The organism is Streptomyces sp. NPDC088794, assembly GCF_044750545.1.
GTDB lineage: Bacteria > Actinomycetota > Actinomycetes > Streptomycetales > Streptomycetaceae > Streptomyces.
The window spans coordinates 150,357-169,813 of sequence record NZ_JBIVKB010000019.1 but is presented as its reverse complement, the minus strand read 5'-3'; the positions used below and the strand labels follow the sequence as shown (position 1 = coordinate 169,813).

General features: G+C 71.7%; 15 protein-coding genes. 4 read left to right on the top strand and 11 right to left on the bottom strand.

The window, feature by feature from the left end:
• Positions 1-8 precede the first annotated feature (8 nt).
• The 8 genes from ACIP6U_RS40825 to ACIP6U_RS40790 all read right to left on the bottom strand — a co-directional run bounded on the left by ACIP6U_RS40825 (position 9) and on the right by ACIP6U_RS40790 (position 11,186).
• On the bottom strand, positions 9-218 hold the full coding sequence (locus ACIP6U_RS40825) for a Trm112 family protein (RefSeq protein WP_401727819.1): 210 nt from the start codon (positions 216-218) through the stop codon (positions 9-11).
• A complete protein-coding gene (locus tag ACIP6U_RS40820; RefSeq protein WP_401727861.1) occupies positions 215-1,129 on the bottom strand; it encodes a hypothetical protein in 915 nt (304 codons plus the stop codon). The genes ACIP6U_RS40825 and ACIP6U_RS40820 overlap by 4 nt, the downstream gene beginning before the upstream one ends.
• 25 nt (positions 1,130-1,154) lie before the next feature.
• Positions 1,155-1,889, bottom strand: coding sequence for a class I SAM-dependent methyltransferase (locus tag ACIP6U_RS40815; protein WP_401727818.1), 735 nt, complete (start codon positions 1,887-1,889; stop codon positions 1,155-1,157).
• Positions 1,886-3,319: a condensation protein gene (locus ACIP6U_RS40810; RefSeq protein WP_401727817.1), complete on the bottom strand. Its 1,434-nt coding sequence runs from the start codon at positions 3,317-3,319 to the stop codon at positions 1,886-1,888. Before ACIP6U_RS40810 ends, ACIP6U_RS40815 begins: the two co-directional genes overlap by 4 nt.
• Positions 3,316-8,055 carry an alpha-(1->3)-arabinofuranosyltransferase family protein gene (locus ACIP6U_RS40805; RefSeq protein ID WP_401727816.1) on the bottom strand — a complete coding sequence of 1,580 codons (4,740 nt, stop codon included), beginning with the start codon at positions 8,053-8,055 and terminating at the stop codon, positions 3,316-3,318. The genes ACIP6U_RS40810 and ACIP6U_RS40805 overlap by 4 nt, the downstream gene beginning before the upstream one ends.
• Complete coding sequence (locus tag ACIP6U_RS40800) at positions 8,052-8,852, bottom strand: class I SAM-dependent methyltransferase (protein WP_401727815.1); 801 nt, start codon at positions 8,850-8,852, stop codon at positions 8,052-8,054. The genes ACIP6U_RS40805 and ACIP6U_RS40800 overlap by 4 nt, the downstream gene beginning before the upstream one ends.
• Entirely contained in the window at positions 8,852-10,012 is a 1,161-nt protein-coding gene (locus ACIP6U_RS40795) for a glycosyltransferase family 4 protein (RefSeq protein WP_401727814.1), read from the bottom strand. Before ACIP6U_RS40795 ends, ACIP6U_RS40800 begins: the two co-directional genes overlap by 1 nt.
• 196 nt (positions 10,013-10,208) lie before the next feature.
• Positions 10,209-11,186, bottom strand: coding sequence for a DUF3068 domain-containing protein (locus ACIP6U_RS40790; protein WP_401727813.1), 978 nt, complete (start codon positions 11,184-11,186; stop codon positions 10,209-10,211).
• 164 nt (positions 11,187-11,350) lie between these two features.
• Here ACIP6U_RS40790 and ACIP6U_RS40785 point away from each other — a divergent pair, with 164 nt between their 5' ends.
• Together ACIP6U_RS40785 and ACIP6U_RS40780 are read left to right on the top strand one after the other, a co-directional pair.
• Positions 11,351-11,503, top strand: a complete 153-nt coding sequence (locus ACIP6U_RS40785) for a hypothetical protein (protein WP_165951142.1) — start codon at positions 11,351-11,353, stop codon at positions 11,501-11,503.
• 3 nt (positions 11,504-11,506) lie between these two features.
• On the top strand, positions 11,507-12,754 hold the full coding sequence (locus ACIP6U_RS40780) for a PucR family transcriptional regulator (protein ID WP_401727812.1): 1,248 nt from the start codon (positions 11,507-11,509) through the stop codon (positions 12,752-12,754).
• Here the strand turns inward: ACIP6U_RS40780 and ACIP6U_RS40775 are convergent.
• Positions 12,751-13,809, bottom strand: coding sequence for an NAD-dependent epimerase/dehydratase family protein (locus ACIP6U_RS40775; RefSeq protein WP_401727811.1), 1,059 nt, complete (start codon positions 13,807-13,809; stop codon positions 12,751-12,753). The genes ACIP6U_RS40780 and ACIP6U_RS40775 overlap by 4 nt on opposite strands.
• Before the next feature lie 95 nt (positions 13,810-13,904).
• Entirely contained in the window at positions 13,905-15,971 is a 2,067-nt protein-coding gene (locus ACIP6U_RS40770) for a TerD family protein (RefSeq protein WP_401727810.1), read from the bottom strand.
• Between the two features lie 262 nt (positions 15,972-16,233).
• Here ACIP6U_RS40770 and ACIP6U_RS40765 point away from each other — a divergent pair, with 262 nt between their 5' ends.
• Together ACIP6U_RS40765 and ACIP6U_RS40760 are read left to right on the top strand one after the other, a co-directional pair.
• A complete protein-coding gene (locus ACIP6U_RS40765) occupies positions 16,234-17,007 on the top strand; it encodes an IclR family transcriptional regulator (protein WP_401727809.1) in 774 nt (257 codons plus the stop codon).
• On the top strand, positions 17,004-17,876 hold the full coding sequence (locus ACIP6U_RS40760; RefSeq protein WP_401727808.1) for an SMP-30/gluconolactonase/LRE family protein: 873 nt from the start codon (positions 17,004-17,006) through the stop codon (positions 17,874-17,876). Before ACIP6U_RS40765 ends, ACIP6U_RS40760 begins: the two co-directional genes overlap by 4 nt.
• A gap of 40 nt (positions 17,877-17,916) precedes the next feature.
• Here ACIP6U_RS40760 and ACIP6U_RS40755 read toward each other — a convergent pair whose 3' ends face one another.
• Positions 17,917-19,419 carry a pyridine nucleotide-disulfide oxidoreductase gene (locus tag ACIP6U_RS40755; RefSeq protein ID WP_401727807.1) on the bottom strand — a complete coding sequence of 501 codons (1,503 nt, stop codon included), beginning with the start codon at positions 19,417-19,419 and terminating at the stop codon, positions 17,917-17,919.
• Positions 19,420-19,457: the final 38 nt, after the last annotated feature.

The following is a 19,457-nucleotide window of genomic DNA, read 5'->3' as shown; positions in this document are numbered from 1 at the left end:
TTCAGGTCTCACGGGACCATCCGTTTCACCAGGGCCTCGTGCTCGTCGTCCGACACCTGCTCGCCGGAGGAGGGCAGCAGCTGCGGGATGCCGTCGACGATCGGGTAACGGCGGTGCAGACGTGGGTTGTAGAGGATCTCGCCGTCGGCGACGAGATGCAGCGGGCCCTTGTCGAGCGGGCACGCCAGGATCCGCAGCAGTGGGTCGTCGGGGTTCATGGGGGCGTCAACTCCTTTGCACCGATGGGGGGTTGGGGCGCGGGATCGTGCCTGGGCATGGCCAGCAGCACGGACACGGCCAGGGCGGTGCCACCGATCCGCAGGGCGAGCCGCACCGGCTCGTGCGGCAGCGCCTCGCCGAACGAGAGCGTGCCGAGCACCGCCGTGTACAGACAGGTCACCGTCGTGCACACCGGCACGATCAGCGAGGCCCGGCAGCGCTGCAGCGCCGCCTGCGACATGACCAGGCCGAACACACCGGTGCACAGCAGGAGATACGGGTACGGGGAGCGCAGCAGGTCGACGACCGCACCACCGAGTCCACTGGTCGTCAGGTAGCTCGACACGCCCTTGATCGCCAGCGAGCTGACCCCGTACAGCAGGCCCACCGCGACGCCGTACTCCACGCCCGTGGTCGGCGCGCGGTGCCGGTGCCGGACCCGGCGCTCGGCGGCCCCGTACAGCCACACGCCCCCGGCCAGGGACGGCACGCACACCAGCAGGATCAGCGGATACGGCGCACTGCGGCTGACGGTGTCCGCGCCGGTGCCGGCCTCCTTCAGGGACAGGACGACCATGAGCAGAGCGGCCAGGATCGCGCCCAGCGCGTACCGTTCGCGACCGGTCGTCTCCTCGCCGAGCAGCCGGGCCGACAGCAGCACGAGGAGCACCAGGCCGGAGACGAAGATGCCCTGCGCGGCGGCGATCGGCAGCGTCCGGTAGACGACGAGCTGCGCGCCGAAGCCGGCGGCCAGTGTGAGCGAGCCGCCGATCCACAGCGGGCTGCCGATCACCAGCCGCAGCAGCCGCGCGGGTTGACGGATCGTCACCTCCGGCAGGCTGGACAACGCCCGCTTCTCCAGGACGAATCCGAGACTGTAGAGAAGGTTCGCCAGCAGGGCCGCGGCCACTCCCACCCACATCGGCCACGCCCCCTTACGTCTTGCGCGCGTGCAGCAGAAGGATCGAGGCGAGGGACGGTCTGGCGCAGGCGAGCCGGTCGAGCGGACGCAGCGCACGCGGTACGCCGTGGAAGGGGGCGCCCTTCACCGCCACGACCGTGAAGCCGGACGCGGCGACGAACTCGCTGAGCGCACGGGCGGTGTAGAGCCGCAGATGCCCGACCACCTCCGACCCGGGCCGCCCGTGGATCGCCCGCAGACTGACCTCGGAGAAGACCGGCTGCACCCCCGCCAGCAGCAGACCGCGGTTGTACCAGGCGGCCAGGTTCGGCGTGGACAGCATCAGATGACCCCCGGGGCGCAGTACGCGGCGGATCTCGTCGAGGGCCGCGTCCGGGTCGACGAGATGCTCGACGACCTCGCTGAACAGCACGGCGTCGGCGGCTCCGGCCCCGAACGGCAGCCCGCCGCCGGTGAGTTCACCGCGCACGGCGTCCGGCAGCCGGGTGCGGGCCCGCCGCAGCGCGTCCTGCGACCAGTCCACGCCGATCAGCCGGTGCCCGGCGAGCAGCGGGGCTGCGGTGGCCGCGGCGGTGCCGTCGCCGCAGCCGATGTCGAGGACGGTGCACGGGCCGTGGCCCGCCGGGCCGAGCGCGGCGGCCAGCATGCGGGCCTGGCGCAGACTGCGCGAGGTGCCGGAGGCGACGGGCACGGACGGGTTCTCGTAGAAGTCCCGGAGCTCGCGCGGGAGCGCCGCGGTGGTGGTCATGGGCCCGTCTCCGTCCCTGTCTCCGGCTGTGTCCCTGTCTCCGTCGTGTGCAGGTAGTGCTCGAACAGGTCTCTGACGTGGGCGCCGTCGCCGTGCCCGAGCAGCGCCCGGGACCAGCGCAGGGCGAGGTGCAGCCGGCCCGCCGTGGAGGCGGTGGTCACGGTGAGACCGCGCGGCATCCGGGCCGGGGCGGAGAACCACACCGCGTGCGCCCGGCCCGCCTCCTCGCCGAAGTCCAACGCGTACGGGATGCGCCCGATGTTGCTGAGCAGGGTCGTCGAGGTCCAGCTCGCGGCGGCCCGCCGCAGCCCGCGGGTGACGCCGGCCCGCCAGGTCACCGGGGTGACCGGTGCGGTCAAGAGGGCTGCTCCGCGGCCGAGTTGGGGCCGGGGGAGGGCTTTCAGGGCACGGGTGCGGGCCGCCGTGTGGCGCAGCAGGGCGGGCATGTCGACGGAGTCCCCTTGGCGGCCGTGTGCGTCCAACTCCTCTATGGAGAACGGGACTTCGACCAGCCGGGTGCCGTTGCCGATGGGCATGGTGGAGTCCCGGGGGCGGTCGTCCACGGGCATGGTGATGCGAAGCGGCCGGGGCCGGGCTCCGTGTTCCCGGTTCCAGTGAGTGATCGTCAGGGCCGTGGTGACCATCAGCTGGTCGTTCACGGTGTACGGGGAGCCCTTGGGGCGGTGCGGCAGCGGGAGTTCGGTGACGAGCAGGCCGTTGCCGGGGGAGGGCTCCGGGGTGCCGGGGGCGACCCGGGCGGGCGGGGACCAGTTGGAGGGGGTGTCGGTGAGCGGCTGCGGCGGTTCGGGCGGGCGGACCGGGGGTGCGGCGGGGGAGTTGTCCCGGCCGCCGTACAACTCCGCTGCCGTGGCGAGGACTCGGAGGCAGGCGGGTCCGTCGAGGGCGGTGTGGTTGATGGTGAGGAAGAGAACGGTGCCTTTGGCTCCGCCGGTTCGCGGGGTGCGGGCCCGCCGGTGTGCCGCCAGCCCGACCGCGTCCGTCGCCTCGCTCCCCTCGGCCCGCCCCGCGTCCGCCACCACCTCCAGCCGGACCGGCGGCGACAGCGACAACGGCGGAGCCGACGTCAAGGCACGCGTCCTGGCGTCCCGCAACGCGTTCGGCCCGGCCGGCGGGAAGCTCACCACCTCCACGTCCGGCTCCGCCGTCAACTCCCATTCGTAGCGCCGCCGGTACCAGGGACCGGGCGCCTCACGCATGAGCACCCGAGGATGCCGGCGCAACGCCTCCCCGAAGGCCGCGGTCAGCCGGTCCCGGTCGAGCGGCCCCGGCAGATGCACCTCGATGTGCACCGTCTCCGGCTCCTCCTCCTGCACACAGTGCCGGGAGACCTCGTCGACGAGCGGGAAGGGGATGCGGGCGGACGGCTGCGCCGGGCCGTCGGCGCGGGCCGGGTGCTCGAGTGCGGTCATGTGCCTTCACCCTTTCCCCTACGGTCCTCCGGCGCACGGTCGGTCGGTGCGGCGGGGGCGTCGTCGGTCCGCCGGGGGTCCGGGGGGTCTGCGGCGTCTCCGGTGTGTCCGGTCGCTCTCGGTTCTCCGGTCTCCTCGGGCGGAGTGGGCCGGGGCCCGGGTTTGCCGAGCGGGATCCGCGCGGTCGGCGGGTCGGGGTCGGGCCCGCCGGGACCGCGCGCGCTGATGGGCCGTCCGGCGTCGGGGCGGGGGACGGGAACGGGTGCCGCGGGCTTGCCCTCGGCCGACGGCTCGCGCTCGGCCGCTCGCTCGCCTTCGGCCGCCTGCCCGCCTTCGGCCGCCCGCCCGCCTTCGGGCGTCGGCTCGCCCCTGGTTGCCGGGTCACCCGCGGCCGCCGTTCCCCTCTCGGTCGCCGTCCTGCTTCTGCCCGCCGTTCCGTTCCTGGTCGGCGGCCCGCTCTCGCCCGGGTGCCGCTGCGGCAGCGGTCGGGTCGGAGGTGTCTCGAAGCCCGGCGGCGGCCCGCTCGCGGGAGTCGGCGGCAGCACCGCCGTATCACCGGACCTGGACCCGGACCCGGATCCGGATCCGTAGGGACGGCCCCTCGCGGGGTCACCCGCGTAGCCGCCGTACGGCTCCCGCACGCTCACCAGCCCCGCGAACAACCCGATCAACGCCAGCAGTTGAGCCGTGTGCCCGAACGCCCCCTCGCCCGCGCCCACCGGCTCCCCGGCCCCCGTGGCGGCGGCGATGCCCGCTCCCGCCAGGGCCGCGAAGGCGATCGGTACGAGGAGCTGGTGGCGTCGGTACGCGAGCAGCGCCAGCGCCGGGACCAGCAGGGCGAACCAGCCGGCGATCACGATGCAGACCACCGTGAGCGCCACCGTGCCGAGCCACAACCCGGGGTTCGGCGGGGTCGGTTGGGGCTCGTCGGGGTTCGGGACGCGGCGGCGCCAGACGACCAGGCCGATCAGGATCGCGAGCCCGACCGCACCGCCGATCAGCCCGCCCTCGTACGTCGTTGCGGGCTCGTACGACAGCTTCACCGTGCCGCCGGCCCCGGCCGGGACCCGCCAGCCCTGCTGCCACCCGTCGAGCCGGACCGGGGTCAGCTCCTTGCCGCCGAGTGTGGCCTTCCAGCCGTCGTTGAAGTTCTCGTACGTCGTCAGATAGGTGGCCGCGCCCGAGCCGACCGTCACCTCGCGGCGGTCGCCCAGCCAGTCCCGGATCGTCAACTCCCGCGCCTCGGCGGTGGGTTCGGTGACCGTCCCACGGGTGAGGGTCACGTCGGTCAGGGCGAGGGGGCCGCCGTCGCCTCCCTCGACGCGGTGCGAGCCGGAGGGCAGCTCCAACTCGCCGTTCTCACGTCCTTCCTGGCACAGCGTCACCTCGACCTGCCGGCGTTCGGTCAGGTCCCGCACGGTGCCCTGCAAGGCGGTCTGGTACAGCTCGCCGTCCACCGACACCACCGGACCCTGACCGCACGGCAGCTCGAACGACCGGGCGGGGCTGGGCTGTTTGGTGCGGTACTGGTCGAGGGCCGGGATGTACGCCTCGGTCAGGCCCACCGGCAGCCTCAAGTCCTCGTCGGCGACCGGGTTGTGGAGGGTCAGCGGGGCGGTCTGGGTGATCGTGATGTCGAGCCGGTCGGTGGTGATCGGGTCGAATCGGGCCACGCCGTTCTCGTCGACACCGGCGATCGTGGAACCGTCAGGGGAGCTGATGTCCACCTGCGTGGCGCGGGTGGACAGCCCGCCGGCGGGCGCCAGCACGACCTCCCCCACCGCCTGTTTGCCGCTCCAGCTCAGGTGGATCGTCGGCCGGTCGCCCGCGATCCACGCCGTCGTCAGGTCACCGTCGGTGAGGTTGCGCGCCGACAGACCCGCGCCGAGGTCCGCCGTGGAGTCGGCGGTGGCGACGATCCGGTTCTGCTGGTCGGGCGCGACCTGGTACAGCAGCTTGTCGAGCGCCTCGCCGCTCACCGGCACCGCGCCCGCCTTCACCTCGTACGTCCCCGCCGAGCCGGTCGAGAAGGTCCGGTGCAGGCCGGCCTCGGTGCCGGTGGCGGAGAGGCCGGTGGGGTCGGGCGTGCGGTGCAGGGAGATCAGCGAGGCGGCGGCGTCGGAGGAGTCCGCGTCGGTCGGCAGCCGCAGCAGCCGGGTCACCTGGACGTCCGGCAGGGCGATCTCCGAGAACCCGGCGCCGGTCAGACCGGTGTGCCGCGCCACCGAGTCGACGATCGTCAGCTTCATCCAACTCGTCCCGCCCGCGGGCGCCTTGATGCTCTGCGTGGTGCCGTTCGGCTTGAGGAAGCTGGTCCTCGACCCCTTCTCCGTCTCCACCCGCACCTTCGTCGCCGCCGAGCGCACGCTCTCCTGCGGCAACGGCGTGACCTTGAAGGAGGACGGCATGTCGTACGAGCCGGTGAAGCCGATCCGCAGCCACTGCCCGTCCGCCGAGCCGGGCGCGCCCTCGGCCCACGCAGTGTCCGGGTTGCCGTCGAAGGCGTTCACCGGGTCGTACTGCGGCAGCGAGAACAGCCAGTTGCCGTAGGAGGACGCCGACACCGAGCGGGCGCCGCGCAGTTGGGCCACGGTCTGGTGGTCGAGGCCCTTGGTCGGCAGGATCTGGTGCGGCTTCTCGCCCGCGTCCTGCACGGCGTCCGACGGGTTCCGCTCCGAACTCGTGTACGTGTAGGAGGTGTTGGCGCTGACCAGGCCGAACCGGGTGTCCGCGCGGCGCAGTCCGTCGCCGGTCACCTGGAGCGCGGGGGTGCCGAGACCGGGGTGGTTGTCGCCGGTCAGGACCGTGGCTCGGCCGCGGAGGTCGGATGCCAGCGGCAGCAGGGACTCGGGGCCACCGGAGACGACGGCGGTGTCGGCGACCGGGAGGAGGTGCGCCTGCCCGGGCCTGGGCACGTCCTGGTCGGCGGGCTCGTAGATCTCCACCGCCCGTTGCCGCGGGTACAGCCCCTCCACCTGGAGCGGGGAGTCGTGGGCGATGGTCCCGCCCGTCATGACCGGCCCGAACCCGGTCACCCGCTGGTAGCCGGACTGCTCCAGGGTGCGTTTGACGGTGGTGGTCGGCACCGAGCCGACCTGGTTCTGGTCGAGGTCGTTGCGGACGACGACGTAGAAGATCCCGGCCCGGCTCAAGTAGTCGGCCAGGCCCGGTACTTCACTCCCGGAGGTCAGTGCGTTCTCGACGGCGTCCATCGCGCGCCGGTTGCCCGGGGTGCCGAAGGGGACGTAATCGCGTTGTGCCCAGCGGGACTTGGCGAGGACGTCGAGGGGCTGGTCGATGGGGGAGCCCCAGGTGTAGAGGCCGTGCGCGGTGGCGGGGACGACCAGGGCGCGGGAGTCGGGGGAGTACTTCTCCAGCCAGTCGGCCGTGGTCGACCAGTACTTGGGCAGCTCCTGGAAGGAACCGGGGTTGAGGATCGACCCGTTGAGGTACGGCCACATCAGCCCCGGCAGGATCAGCACAGCGGCGATCAGCGGCGCGAACCGGCGCCCGCGCACCGGCCGTGCTCCACGCGGCTCGGCGGCCACGCCCACCAGATGGGCGATTCCGAGCACCAGCGCCAGCGCAAGGCCCGTCTGGAACTTGTAGATGTTGCGGAACGGCACCAGCCACCCGTTCAGCCAGTCCTGCACCACCCCGTGGAAGGGCGCTCCGAACGCACCGCCGTACCCGGCGAGCAGCAGCAGCGAGACCGTCACCACGGTCAGCACCAGCCACCGCCGCTCCGGCATGTCCCGTCTGGCCAGTCCGGCGAGCCCCAGTCCCGCCGCGAGCGCGGAGCAGACGATCACGATCACCGAGGACGCCACGACCCACCCGGCCGGCAGCCACGCCTCCCCGAAGTGCAGATAGGCGACCCAGTCACCGCCCCCGCGAAGCGCCTCGGTCGCCGACATGGTGGCCGTCGTGGTCTGCGAAGTCTCCACGTACGGAAGGAAGTTCTCGCCGTAGACGCCGAGCATGAGCAGCGGGATCCACCACCAGGCGGTCGCCACGATCACGCCCGGCACCCACCACGCGATCAGCTTGCGCTGCCGTGGTCCGGGTGGCCGGGACAGCAGATACAGCCCGACCGGCAGCAACGAGGCCAGCGTGGAAGCACCGTTGACCCCGCCCATGAACGGCACGATCAACGCCGAGCGCAGGGCCGCGATCCGGGCGGTGTACCGCTCGTCGGTCAACGGCAGCAGCACCCACGGCAGAAACGCGCCGGGCAGCGCGGCAGCCGACGTGGAACCGACCACGATCGTGAACACGGGCCACAGCGCGTACGCCACCCCCGCCAGCAGCCGCGATCCGCCGGTCCCGATCCGCAGCCGCTCGGCCAGCCGCAGCGCACCCCAGAAGGCGACGGACACGATCAACGACAGCCACAGCCGCTCGGCCAGCCACACCGGCAACTGCACGGCATGGGCCAGCCAGTAGAACGGCAGCATCGGCCACAGGTACCCGGCGTACTGGTCCTGGATCCCGCCGAACGACCCCTGGTCGTGCCACAACTGCCCGAGATCGGAGAAGAACGCACCGGGATCGACCGTCACACCCAGCTTGGTGTCGAAGGTCTGCCGCCCCGGATGCGCCACCAGGAACAGCAGGAACGCCACGGCCCAGAACCCGACCAGCAAGCGCCGCGACCGCGGCCCCTCCGGCGGACCCGAAGTGGCCCGCGCGGTGGGGACGGTTGCCGGAGGAGGAGCCTGGACCGTGGTCGTCATGGGGGACACCGCCGGAGTATGAGGAGGAGGTTCCAGGTGGCCAACTCCCTTATGCCGGGCGCCTTCACGACGGTCTCGGCGAGGAACGGCCAGTAGCGGGAGCGCGCCGAGACGACCGTGACGTCGTCACGCGCGCGCACCTGCCGCAGGGTGGCGCCGATGTGCACGGCGAACAGGTTCTCGCCGAGGGTGTGCTTGGCCGGCTTTCCGGTACGCCGCCGGTAGCGCGCGCGGGCCCGTTCGGCACCGAAGTAGTGCCACGGCGCCCACTCGTGACCGCCCCACGGGGACAGCCAGTTGGTGAACGACACATAGATCAGCCCACCGGGCCGCGTCACCCGGGCCAGCTCACTCAGAAACGTCTGCGGATCGGCCACGTGCTCCAACACGTTGGACGAGAAGGTCACGTCGGCGACCCCGTCGGACAACGGCAGCAGATACCCGTCCGCGATGACGGAGGAGTCGGGGGGCTTCCCGCCCAACTCCGTCACGTCCGGTTCGAAGAGATACGCGTGCGCTCCGCGTCGCCGGAACTCCGAGGTGAAGTACCCGCTGCCACCGCCGACGTCGACGACGGTCCGTCCGGCGAGGTCCCCGCCGTAGGCCTCGACCTGATCGACCGCGTCCCGGGCGAGCAGCGAGTAGCAGGCTTCGGGGTCGTCCTGCTCATGCAGAAAGACCCGGAAGAGGGCGAGGGAGCGCCGAAACGACGGATCCTTGAAACGCCGGTTACGGGTGGCGCCCCTCAAGGGGCGCGGGGAACTGCGCGACCAGCCACGACGCACCCCAGGCCGCATCACGACCCCCAGCCCGCCACCGCCTCCGCGGCAACCGCCCGAAACTGTCTGACGGTCCGATCCCACCGAAAACGAGCAGCCCGCTCCCGAGCGACCTTCCCCATCAACTCCCGCCGCTCGCCCGAGAGGGCAAGCGTGCACCAGGCCGCGGCGAACGAGGACTCCCCGTGCGCGAGCACACCGGTCTCCCCGTCCACGACGGAATCCCGCAAGCCAGGCACGTCGAACGCGACCGTCGGCGTCTCCCGGGCGGCGGCCTCCGTGACGACCAGCCCCCACCCCTCCACGGCGGACGGATGCAACAACAACCAGGCCGCGCACAACAGCCGATGCTTCTCCGCCTCGGAGACATGCCCGGCGAACTCCACACCAGGACCGGCGAGTCGCTCAAGCTGCTCCCGCTCGGGCCCGTCCCCGACGATCACCAGCCGCCCGCCGGTCACGGGCCGCACCCGTTCCCACAGCCGCAGCAGCAGATCGATCCGCTTGTACTCGACCAGCCGGCCCACGGCGACGAACAACGGCTCGGTGGACCGATCGCCGCGCGGCCCCGGCTCCTCGACTCCGTTGTGCACGACTCTGATCCTGTCCCGTGGGACCCCGATCGCGCGGAGCGCGTGCGCCGTCGAGGGCGAGACCGCGACCAGCAGACCTCCCCGCGCACCGGCGGAGCCAGTGAGCGCCCACTGCTCAAGTCTTCGCCCGAGCCGCGCGGCCGGCGTCAACGGCCCGCCGAACCGCATCGCCCACAGGTCGGAGTGGACGTGGTTGACCAGGCACAGTGTGGGCCCGCGGTGCCAGACCGGCGCGAAGTACGGCATGCCGTTGCACACCTCGACCAGCAGGTCGCAGTCGCCGATCCGGCGGGCGAAGGCGGAGCGGGCGCGCAGGTAGTGGTCGAACGAACCGCCCGCCGACACGACGCGGTAGTCCCGGAAGGCCGCGGGTCCGCCGCACAGCAGCGTCACCTGATGGCCGAGTCCGGTCAGTCCGTCGGCGAGCCGGTCGACCAGCAGCTCGGAGCCGCCGGCCGCCGGGTTGTCCAGATCCCGGTGGGCGAGGAAAACGATTCGGCGCGGTTGTGGGGGAGGCGCCGAAGGGTGCCGCGGCGCCGCCCGGGGTGGCACGGCACGCAGCGAGGAAGGCACGTGCTGGGGCATGGGTGCTCCAACTCGTCTCAGGGTGCGGGAACTCAGTGGCTACTTCTGTGCTGTCGCTGTGGGGGAACTGAGCCCTTGGTAGGAGGGGGGTGTGGACAGGTTGTGCCGGGGTGGGGTTCGACAGTTTTCGCCCCGCCGTCCGCCACGGCTACTCACCGAGATGACAATTTCGGGCTTTATTAGAACTGACGTCATGTCACATCGTGAGCCCAGTCCCGGACGAATCGGGGGATCCAGGGCGCCTTCGCCCTCGTACCACCAAAACGCCCCCTACTACGGCCAGGACGAACCCGGCCACAGCGGCTCCTATCGGCAACGTCTGCCCCACCATGCGCAGTTGACCACTCTCCTTTTTGGCCAACTTCACCTGGGACTTCTGCGTGGCGGTCGTGAAGACGAGTTTCTCGGCGTCCAGGAGAAGCACCGCGTCGTACGAGTGCCCCGGCGCGCGCAATGTACGTCGCGGGCCGACCTGGGCGTAGATCACGCGGCCGGTGCGCTGGTCGACGACGAGCCGGACGCCGTGGTTGGAGTACCACTCCTCGGCCAGCACCTGAGGCTGGTTCGGTTGGTCGACGAGGCTGCCCGGCACCAGCCGGGTGCCGATCTTCGTCGGCGGGACCGTGCCGGTGAAGGCGAGGCCGGTGTAGCCCTGGACCTTCTGCTTGCCGGCGTAGTGCAGCGTGATCACGTCGCCGAGCGAGTTGTCCCACCACTGGTAGGAGCGTTTGTGCACGTCGAAGGGGAACTTGAGGTAGGCGTCGCCCTCGAAGTACGGGTTCTCCTCGCAGCAGTGCACCGGCTTGTTGGTCTTGCGGTCGGTGACCCAGCGGTTGAGGAAGAACTCCAGCGCGTCGTGCGGATCGGCGGCCGGCAGCGACTTGTCCGTGTCGACCGTGGTCGTCACGTCCCACACCGCGTCGCCGCTCTTCTCGCTGTCCTCGACGTTGCCGCGGACCTGCTGGGTGACGGTGATGCGCTTGTCGGTGACGGTCTTCAGCTCGTCGGTGTCGAAGTAGGCACCGGTGCCCTGGTAGACGGCGGTGGTGTCGATGTCGATCGGGTTCACGGCGGCCCGCGGCTGCACGTACCACGCCAGCATCGGCGCCAGGACCAGCAGAAACACGCCGAGACCGAGGAGTATCAAGGAGGTTGGTGAGGCTGTACGGCGCATCCGGGCACTCCAGGGGGGAGGGATGACGGAGTCGGGCCGTTCCATGGGCCCGGGACCGTAGGCGCCTCTTGACGGGGTGTCAATGCTTGTCGACACTGGGCCGACGGGCAGGGGTGGGGACAGCGGGGTGGGGACGACCTCCCGACAGAGAGGCTGACCCTGCGATGTCCAGACTGCTCGCCGCCGCACTCACCGTCGTGGCCGCCGCCGTTCTCGCGGTGGGCGCCGCGCTCGGTATCGTCGCGCTGCTCGACGCGACCCCGGACCAGCCCAACACGCCGTTGATCACGTACGAGCAAGCCGGACAGGGGAGTTGACGGGTGACGCCGGCTCGATCACCCGCCACCGCCACGCTCTCGGCCTGGCACGACGTGCCCCGCCTCCAGGTCCGCGAGTTCGCCGCGCTGGCCATGGCGGAGGCGCCCGCGCTCGCCGAGGAGATCCTGCGGGAGATCCGCCGCGAGTACCCCCATCTCCCGGTCGTCCTCGACGAGTCGGGCGAGCCGATGGCCATGGTCGGCATCCGCCGCGCCATCGAGGTCTTCGTCCAGCATCTGGAGACCTCCGAGGGCCGCCCGACCGTACCGCCGGGCGTCTTCCAGGAGTTCGGCCGCGGCGAGGGCCTGCACGGCCGCTCCCTCGACTCCCTCCAGGCGATCTACCGCATGGGCGTACGGCTCGCCTGGCGCCGTTTCGCCGAGATCGGCCAGCGTGTGGAGATCCCGCCGCCGGCGATGTACGAACTCGTCGACGCGGGCTACGAGTACCTGGACGGCCTGGTCGACCAGTCGGTACGCGGCTACGCGGAGGCGGCGGCACGCCAGGCCGGCGAACGCCTGCGCCTCCAACGCCGCCTGATGGAACTGCTGTTGGCCGAGCACCACCGGGGCGGCGACCCGGCCGAGGCGCTCACCGAACGGGCCGCGCGGGTCGGCTGGCCGCTGCCGAGGAAGGTCGCGGTGGGTGTACTGCTGCGTCCGGCAAGGGAGGCAGTGGCCCCGGCCGTGAGCGAGGGGGTCCTCCTGGACATGGAGTACGAGCAACCCCGCATGGTCGTCCCCGAACCGGACGCCGCCGGCCGCCCCGAACTCCTCCACCGCGCCCTCACCGGCTGGTCGGGCGCGATCGGCCCACCGGTCCCGCTCGCCGACGCGGCGAAGTCGCTGCACTGGGCGGAGGCGGCGGTACGACTGGTGGAGCGGGGCCTGCTGCCCGCCGGAGACGTCCTGCACTGCACCGAGCACACCGAGGCGCTGATCCTCCTCCAACCCGAGGAACTGATAGACGACTTGGCCTTGCGCTGCCTGGCCCCCCTCGCCCACAGCGGCCCGACCCACGGCCGCCGCCTGGCGGAGACGCTCCTTGCCTGGCTGGAGACACGAGGCGGCGCCCCGGAGGTCGCCGCCCGCCTCGGCGTCCACCCCCAGACCGTCCGCTACCGCCTCCGCCAGATCCGCGAACTCTGGGGCGACGAGATAGACGACCCGGACCGCCGCTTCGAACTCGAACTGGTGCTACGAGCACAGAGATTGAGGGGAACGCTGGGGGAGGCGAGGAGGGCGCCCTAGCGAGCCCGCTGCCGTCGCCAGGCCTCGTAATGATCGAGCACGGTCTCCTCGATGGGGCGATAGCTGATGCCCAACTCCCGTACCCCACGCCTGTTGTCGACCTCGAACCGTATGCCGAGATGCTTGCGGATGTAGTCCTGGGTCAGGCCGAAGGCGGGGCCGAGGACGCGAACGGGCCAGTGGGGCAGTCGGGTTCGGGGCAGCCGCAGATTCTTCGGATACCGCCCTCGTAGCACCCGGGCCATGTCGTGGAAGGAGGCCATCCGTTCGGCGGCGACGACATAGCGACCGTGCGCGTCCGCGTTCTCGGCGGCGGCGATGTGCGCGTCGGCGACGTCACGGACGTCGACGGTCGTGAAGCTGAAGTCGGGGGCGCCGTAGAAGAAATAGCCCTTGAAGAGCTCGTCGAGCAGGAAGAGGCTGCCGGACTCGGAGGCGGGGGTGAGGGACGGCCCGAGCACGAGCCCCAGGTTGACGGACACCAGCCGCCACCGCGTCTGCCCCTCCGCGGCCTCCCAAGCGGCCTGCTCGGCAACGGTCTTGGCGTAGTGATACGGGTTGTTCTCCACGGTGCTGGTGGTGTTGAAGTACTTCTCGCTGAGCACGCCCCCGTCCATCTCCAGCACGTCGACGTAGTCCCCGAAGACGGCCCCCACGGTGGAGGTGAACACCACCTTCCGCACACTCGCCGTCCGCTCCACACTCCCGAGCACGTTCCGCGTCCCGACGAGCGCGGGCTCCACGACATCCCGCCGCCCGTCCTTGATCTTCTCCGGCATGAGAAAGGGCGAGGCCACATGAAACACGACCCCGCACCCTTCCATCGCCGCATCGAAGTCCCCGTCACCGAGCAAGTCGGCCTCGAACAGCTCCAGTTGCCCGGGATGCGGCTCCTGCATCGCGCGGAGGGGAGCCACCTTCGCGGAATTCCCCGTACTCCGCACGGTGGCTCGGACCCGATACCCACGCTCGAGCAATCGCGCGACCAGATGACTCCCGACGAACCCACTGCCACCGGTCACCAGGACGGGTTCCGCACCCGAGCCCTCGCTCATGCCGCTCCTCGCGCGTCGATCTCGTCCGATCGGTCAGGGGGACGGTATCGCTCGACGCTCGGATCGGCAGCGGATCGGCAGTGGATCGGAGTGGATCAGCCCGTTCCGCTCCGTTCCTTCGCCCCCGCCCGCCGCGGTGTCGCCCCCTCCACCTGGACCACCACCGTCGTGTAGAAGCGGTTGACCGCGTCGTTGACGCTGCGGATGAAGCCTGTTTCGGCGTTGCCGCGGCCGTTGCCCATGTTCTTGATGAGGGAGAGGCGGAAGCCGGTGATGCGGGTGGTGGGGTTCTTGGGGAGGACGTCGGCCGGTTCGGGACGGAGGCGTTCCAGGGTGCCTCGGGGGCCTCCCGTCTCGCCTTCGACCAGGGTCTCGACGTGGAGGTCGGCCGGTGCCTCGTCCAGGCGGCGGATCAGGCGTTTGGCCCAGGTCAGGGGGTATCCCTGGTCCGGTGCCGGGAGGTCGAGGGAGGTGCGCAGCCGGCCGGTCCGCAGGTCGGCGGTGAGAGCGAGCACGCCGGGGGTGCCCTCGATGCGGACCTCCGCCTGGAGCCGCCCGTCGGTGCACAGTTGGTCGGCGAGGCGGGCCCGACGGGTGCCCGGGTCCGCGCCGCGCCTGGTGCGCTGGACGGGGAGCGCCTTCTGGCCGAGTTCGCCGCCGAGGCCGAGGCAGACCTGGCGGATGAGCCGCTCCCAGTTCTCGACGACCTCCAGCGCCCGCGGGTCGCCCTGGCACAGGGTCTCGTCGTCGATGCCGTTGCGCACCGGCACCCAGGCCGCACCCATGTTCTGGAAGCCGTGGCAGCCGGAGTTCTCGTGCTGGAGGTAGTGCAGCAACTCCTGGAGCAGCCAGGCGTGGGCCGCGTTGCCGACCCCCTCGTGCCGGATCAACAGCTGGGCCTGGTGCGCGACTTCGGCCCAGGACAGATGCCAGAGCGCCACCTTGTGCTTGCGCCGGCCGTCGATCCTGACGTCGACGAGCGGACTGCCCTCCAGGGCCACGTCGTTGGAGAGCGTGATCACCGCCTCGTAGCCGCGGCGGGCGGCGATGTCCATGTACGCCTGCACCTGTTCGGCCTTGAGGGCGTTGCCGTTGGTCTTGGTCTCGACGAGCGCCGTCCACAGTTTTCCGGCCCGTTCGATCCGGATCACCCCGTCGGGCCGCCGGGGCGTGTCGCCGTGCGGCAGGGCCACCTCGGTGAACGTCTCCATACGCCCGGCCGGCGCCCCGAACGCCGCCGTGAGCCTGCGGCCGAACTCCGGTACCTGCGCCATCACCGACAACAGCACGGACGTGGCCCGCGTCTCGCGGTCGCGGTCGCTCTTGAGCACCGAGACCGGGAAGAGCCGGGCCTCGCGCCACGTCTCGTTGTCCGCAAGGGACTTCCTGGTCACCTTGGGCAAGGTGACCTTCTTCTTCGCCGTACGAGGTCGCGCACCCTGTTTCCGCGGGCCGATCTCGGCGTCGTCGCCGGGCTGCCGGGGAGCGGGCAGGGCCTCCAGGTTCGGCCGCGGATCCTGCTGGGGATCCTGCTGCGGATCGGGCCGCGCCGGTTGGACGGCCCCCGCAGGTTCGACCCCCGCCCCGGCGCCGGCCATGTCGGTCTCGACCCCCGCCTCGGCCGGTTCGTCATCGATGTCGACGCCGAAGTCCGTTGCCAGACCGGCCAGTCCGGTCTCGTACCCCTGCCCCACCGCCCGGAACTTCCACTCCGTCCCGCGCCGGTACAGCTCGCCGAAGATGAACGCGCTCACCGAACCGGCGTCGTCGATCGAGAACCGCAGCAGATGCTCGCCCGCCGCGTCGGCCAGCGTCACCCGTAAGCCCTCCAACTCCCCGAACCGGGCGCCCTCGTACCGGCTCGCGGCCACGACGATCCGCTCGACGTCCGGCGGAACGGCGGTCAGGTCGAAGCCGATCCGGTCCTCGTTGCCGTCCTCGGTGGGCGTCTTGCCCAGCAGTTGCACACTGCCGTCGGCGGCCACCGGGTTGTTGTAGAAGTAGAAGTCGCCATCGCTGCGCACCTTGCCGTTCGGGCCGACGAGGAGGACGGAGACGTCCGCGTCGCCCTCGCCGCTCGGGCTGGTCCAGCCCAGACCGACGATCACCGAATCGACGTTCTCGCTCAGGGCCGTAAGGGATACGTTCGAACCCTTGGCCATTTCATGCGTCTCTTGCACGGAACCCCCCAATCACACCTTCCGGACGCCGAGGGCCCCTCCCGCCCTCGCCCGCCCACCGCACGACATGATGTGACGTGTCGCACATGGGAGACAGTAGTACTCACCCGGCCCGCGAGGTGGTGCCCGCAGGACCATTGCCCGGGCAAACGCACTATGGCTAGCCTGTCCTCGTTCGTCATTCCGATCGTCTGTTGAAATCTCGAACGCAGACGCTACAGACAACCAAGGGAGGGGGCCGGTCGTGGGACGCCTCGTACCTGCCGTGACTCGGGCTCTCGACATTCTTGAGCTCTTCCTCGACGGGGACGGGACGCTCTCCGCCCCCGACATAGTGCGCAAGCTCCAGCTGCCGCGTACCACCGTGCACGAGTTGGTGACCACGCTGGCCGCCCGTTCGTACATCGTGCAGGTGCCCGGGCAGCCGGGACGCTACCGGCTCGGGGTGCGGCCGTACCAGCTCGGCAGCAGGTACGCCGAGCAGCTGGACCTCGCCGCCGAGGGGCAGCAGGTGGCCCGGTCCGTCGCCGAGACCTGCGACGAGACCGTGCACGTGGCCATCCTCGAAGGCACCGACGTCATCTACATCGCCAAGGTGGACTCCACCCACGCGGTGCGCATGGTGTCGGCCGCCGGCCGCCGGCTGCCCGCCCACTGCACGTCCGTCGGCAAGATGCTGCTGGCCGCCCTCCCGCAGCCCGAGCTCGACTCGCGCATCCCGGACGACGCCGACCTCGTCGCGATGACGCCCAACAGCATCACCGAGCCGACCGCCCTGCGCGAGGCCCTCGCGGAGATCCGGCTGCGGGGCATCGCCGTGGAGAGCCGTGAGTCCAACCCGGACGTCAGCTGCGTCGCCGCGCCGGTGCGCGACCGCACGGGGCAGGTCGTCGCCGCGCTCTCCATCTCCGTACCCATGATCCGCTGGAGCGACGAGCGCCGGGTCGAGCTGGAGCAGCTCGCCGCCAAGGGTGCCGTGGAGCTCTCCGAGCGCCTCGGCCACCGGAGCGTCGCATGACGGCGTACGCGTACGAGGTGGCCGTGCTCGCCGAGGCCGCCCTCGGCGAAGGGCCCACCTGGGACGCCGACGCGGCGCGGCTCATCTGGGTCGACATCCTCGGCAGCCGCGTCCACACCTACGACCCCGCCACCGGACACCGCACCCTGCGCACCACCGAACAGCACGTCGGCGCCGCCAAGCCGCGCGCGGGTGGTGGTCTGGTGCTGAATCTGCGGGACGGCGTCGGGCTCGTCGACCCCGACGACTCGTTCCGCTGGCTGCACCGCGAACCCGTTCCCGGCCGCCGCGCCAACGACGCCGCCGTCGCCCCCGACGGCTCCCTCTGGGCCGGCACCATGCGCTACGACGAGGCCCCCGGCGGCGGCACGCTCTCCCGCGTCACCGGCGACGGGACGGTCGAACCCGTCCTCGACGACGTGGCGGTCAGCAACGGCACCGGCTGGAGCCCCGACGGGCGCCTCATGTACTACATCGACTCCCCGACCCGTCGTATCGACGTCTTCGACTACGAAGGAGACCAGGGATACGAGGGTGTGGCGCGGGTCGGCAACCGGCGGCCCCTCGCCGAGATCGAGGACGGCGCCGGGTTCCCCGACGGGCTCACCGTCGACGCCGACGGGTGCGTGTGGGTGGCCCTGTGGGACGGCTCGGCCGTACGCCGCTACACGCCCGCCGGTGCGCTGGACCGGGTGATCGAGCTGCCCGTGCCCAGGCCCACCGCCTGTGCCTTCGGTGGCGCCGACCGCACCGACCTGTACATCACCACGGCCCGTACGGGTCTCACCGCACCCCTCCCGGCCGCCGGCTCACTGCTGGTGGTGCCCGGCGCGGGGAAGGGGCTGGCGCAACCGGCGTTCGCGGGCTGAGAGCCCTGGGGCTGGGCCGCTCCTCAGCCCGGCCCCCTAACTACCCGGCCCGACCCGTCCGGTCCAACGACCGCAGGATCTTCCGCTCGGACTCGGTCAACGGCGGCTCCGTCAACGGCGGCAGCAAGGGGCCGTTGAGGGTGGCGAGGAGGGTCCGGGGGCGCAGCACCCGGGTCGGGCCCGTGGTCAGGCTGGACAGGTCCCACACGGCGGCCGCCGCCTGGTAGGAACCGGTGGCCGTACGGGTCAGGCGGCGGGAGTACGCGGCGACCAGCCGGTCGGCGGTGCCCGGCTGCCCGCCCCGCGTGCCCGGGTACCAGACGTCCTGGCCGACGGCAACCGCCCAGGCCGCGTCCACGGACCGTGCCGCCGCGCGCTGCACCCGGCGGGACAGGCCCGGCGCGGTCGGCCCGCCGCGGGCCAACTCCCGTGCGAAGGCCTGGACTCCGAGCGCGGCCACCGACATGCCCTGTCCGTAGGTCGGGTTGAACGTGGCGAGGGCGTCGCCGAGCACGACGAGGCCGTCGGGCCAGTCGCGCGCCTTCTCCACGTAGTGCCGCACGTTGGCGGTGCCGCGGCCGACGTGGATGTCGGTGAGCGGTTCGGCGCCGGAGATCAGCCGGCCCACGACGGGGTCGGGCAACTCCAGGGCGTGGCGCAGGAATTCGTCGGGGTCGGCCGAGGGTTCGCCGCCACGGGATCCGGCGAGGCTGACCATCCAGCGGTCGCCCTCGATGGGCATCATCATCCCGCTGCGGCCCGGCCGCCCGGAGTACGGGTCGGCGTGCACGACGGTCAGCGGGAAGCCCTCGGCGCCGGCCGGAGTGCGGTAGATCCGGGTGGCGTTGACGAGACCGGCGTCGACGGTCTTCTCCCGGACCTCCGAATTCCCCAGTGCCGTGAGCCATTTGAGGATCCGCGAGCCACGCCCGCTCGCGTCCACGACGAGGTCGGCGTCGAGGTCGGCGTCGGAGTCGTGGTCGTGGTCGTGGTCGTGGTCGTGCAGAGCGTCGCCCTCGATGCCCGGTTCCGCGTCAACTTCCCGGCCCCTGGCGGCGGTTGACACCCGTACCCCTCGCACGCGACCCGCGTCGCCCAGCAACTCCACCGCCCGGGCCCGCCGAACCTCCACCCGGGCCCGCCCGACCTCCTCCCCGCCCAGGCCCAGCACGGCGTCCCGTACCGCCCAGTCGACCAGCGCCCGGCTGCAACTGATCATCCGGGGCCCCTCGGGCCGCCATCGCCGCAGCCAGCCCTCCGGGGTGCGGGCGAGCATGCCCGAGCTGAAGGAGATCTCGTGGGCGCCCTTGGCCAGCAGCCGGAGGCGGATGTCCATGCCCGGCAGGAGGTCGTCCATCGCGGTCAGGCCACCGGCCATGAGGAGGTGGGCGTGCCGGCCCTGCGGCAGGCCCCTGCGGTGCTCCGGTCCGGTGGGCAGGTCGTCGCGTTCGAGGACGATCACCTCGTCCACGGCGGTGGACAGGGCCGCCGCGGCCAGCATGCCGGCCAGGCCGGCACCGATGACGACAGCTCTACTCGGCATGGGGCTCCTCGCACTCGGCCACGGGGTCGGCCACGGGG

What these genes read in the sequence shown, in the direction of transcription:
- ACIP6U_RS40825 (WP_401727819.1), bottom strand. Translation starts at nt 218, where the DNA reads ATGAACCCCGACGACCCACTGCTGCGGATCCTGGCGTGCCCGCTCGAC.
- ACIP6U_RS40815 (WP_401727818.1), bottom strand. Translation starts at nt 1,889, where the DNA reads ATGACCACCACCGCGGCGCTCCCGCGCGAGCTCCGGGACTTCTACGAG.
- ACIP6U_RS40810 (WP_401727817.1), bottom strand. Translation starts at nt 3,319, where the DNA reads ATGACCGCACTCGAGCACCCGGCCCGCGCCGACGGCCCGGCGCAGCCG.
- ACIP6U_RS40805 (WP_401727816.1), bottom strand. Translation starts at nt 8,055, where the DNA reads ATGACGACCACGGTCCAGGCTCCTCCTCCGGCAACCGTCCCCACCGCG.
- ACIP6U_RS40800 (WP_401727815.1), bottom strand. Translation starts at nt 8,852, where the DNA reads ATGCGGCCTGGGGTGCGTCGTGGCTGGTCGCGCAGTTCCCCGCGCCCC.
- ACIP6U_RS40795 (WP_401727814.1), bottom strand. Translation starts at nt 10,012, where the DNA reads ATGCCCCAGCACGTGCCTTCCTCGCTGCGTGCCGTGCCACCCCGGGCG.
- ACIP6U_RS40790 (WP_401727813.1), bottom strand. Translation starts at nt 11,186, where the DNA reads ATGCGCCGTACAGCCTCACCAACCTCCTTGATACTCCTCGGTCTCGGC.
- ACIP6U_RS40785 (WP_165951142.1), top strand. Translation starts at nt 11,351, where the DNA reads ATGTCCAGACTGCTCGCCGCCGCACTCACCGTCGTGGCCGCCGCCGTT.
- ACIP6U_RS40775 (WP_401727811.1), bottom strand. Translation starts at nt 13,809, where the DNA reads ATGAGCGAGGGCTCGGGTGCGGAACCCGTCCTGGTGACCGGTGGCAGT.
- ACIP6U_RS40770 (WP_401727810.1), bottom strand. Translation starts at nt 15,971, where the DNA reads ATGGCCAAGGGTTCGAACGTATCCCTTACGGCCCTGAGCGAGAACGTC.
- ACIP6U_RS40760 (WP_401727808.1), top strand. Translation starts at nt 17,004, where the DNA reads ATGACGGCGTACGCGTACGAGGTGGCCGTGCTCGCCGAGGCCGCCCTC.
- ACIP6U_RS40755 (WP_401727807.1), bottom strand. Translation starts at nt 19,419, where the DNA reads ATGCCGAGTAGAGCTGTCGTCATCGGTGCCGGCCTGGCCGGCATGCTG.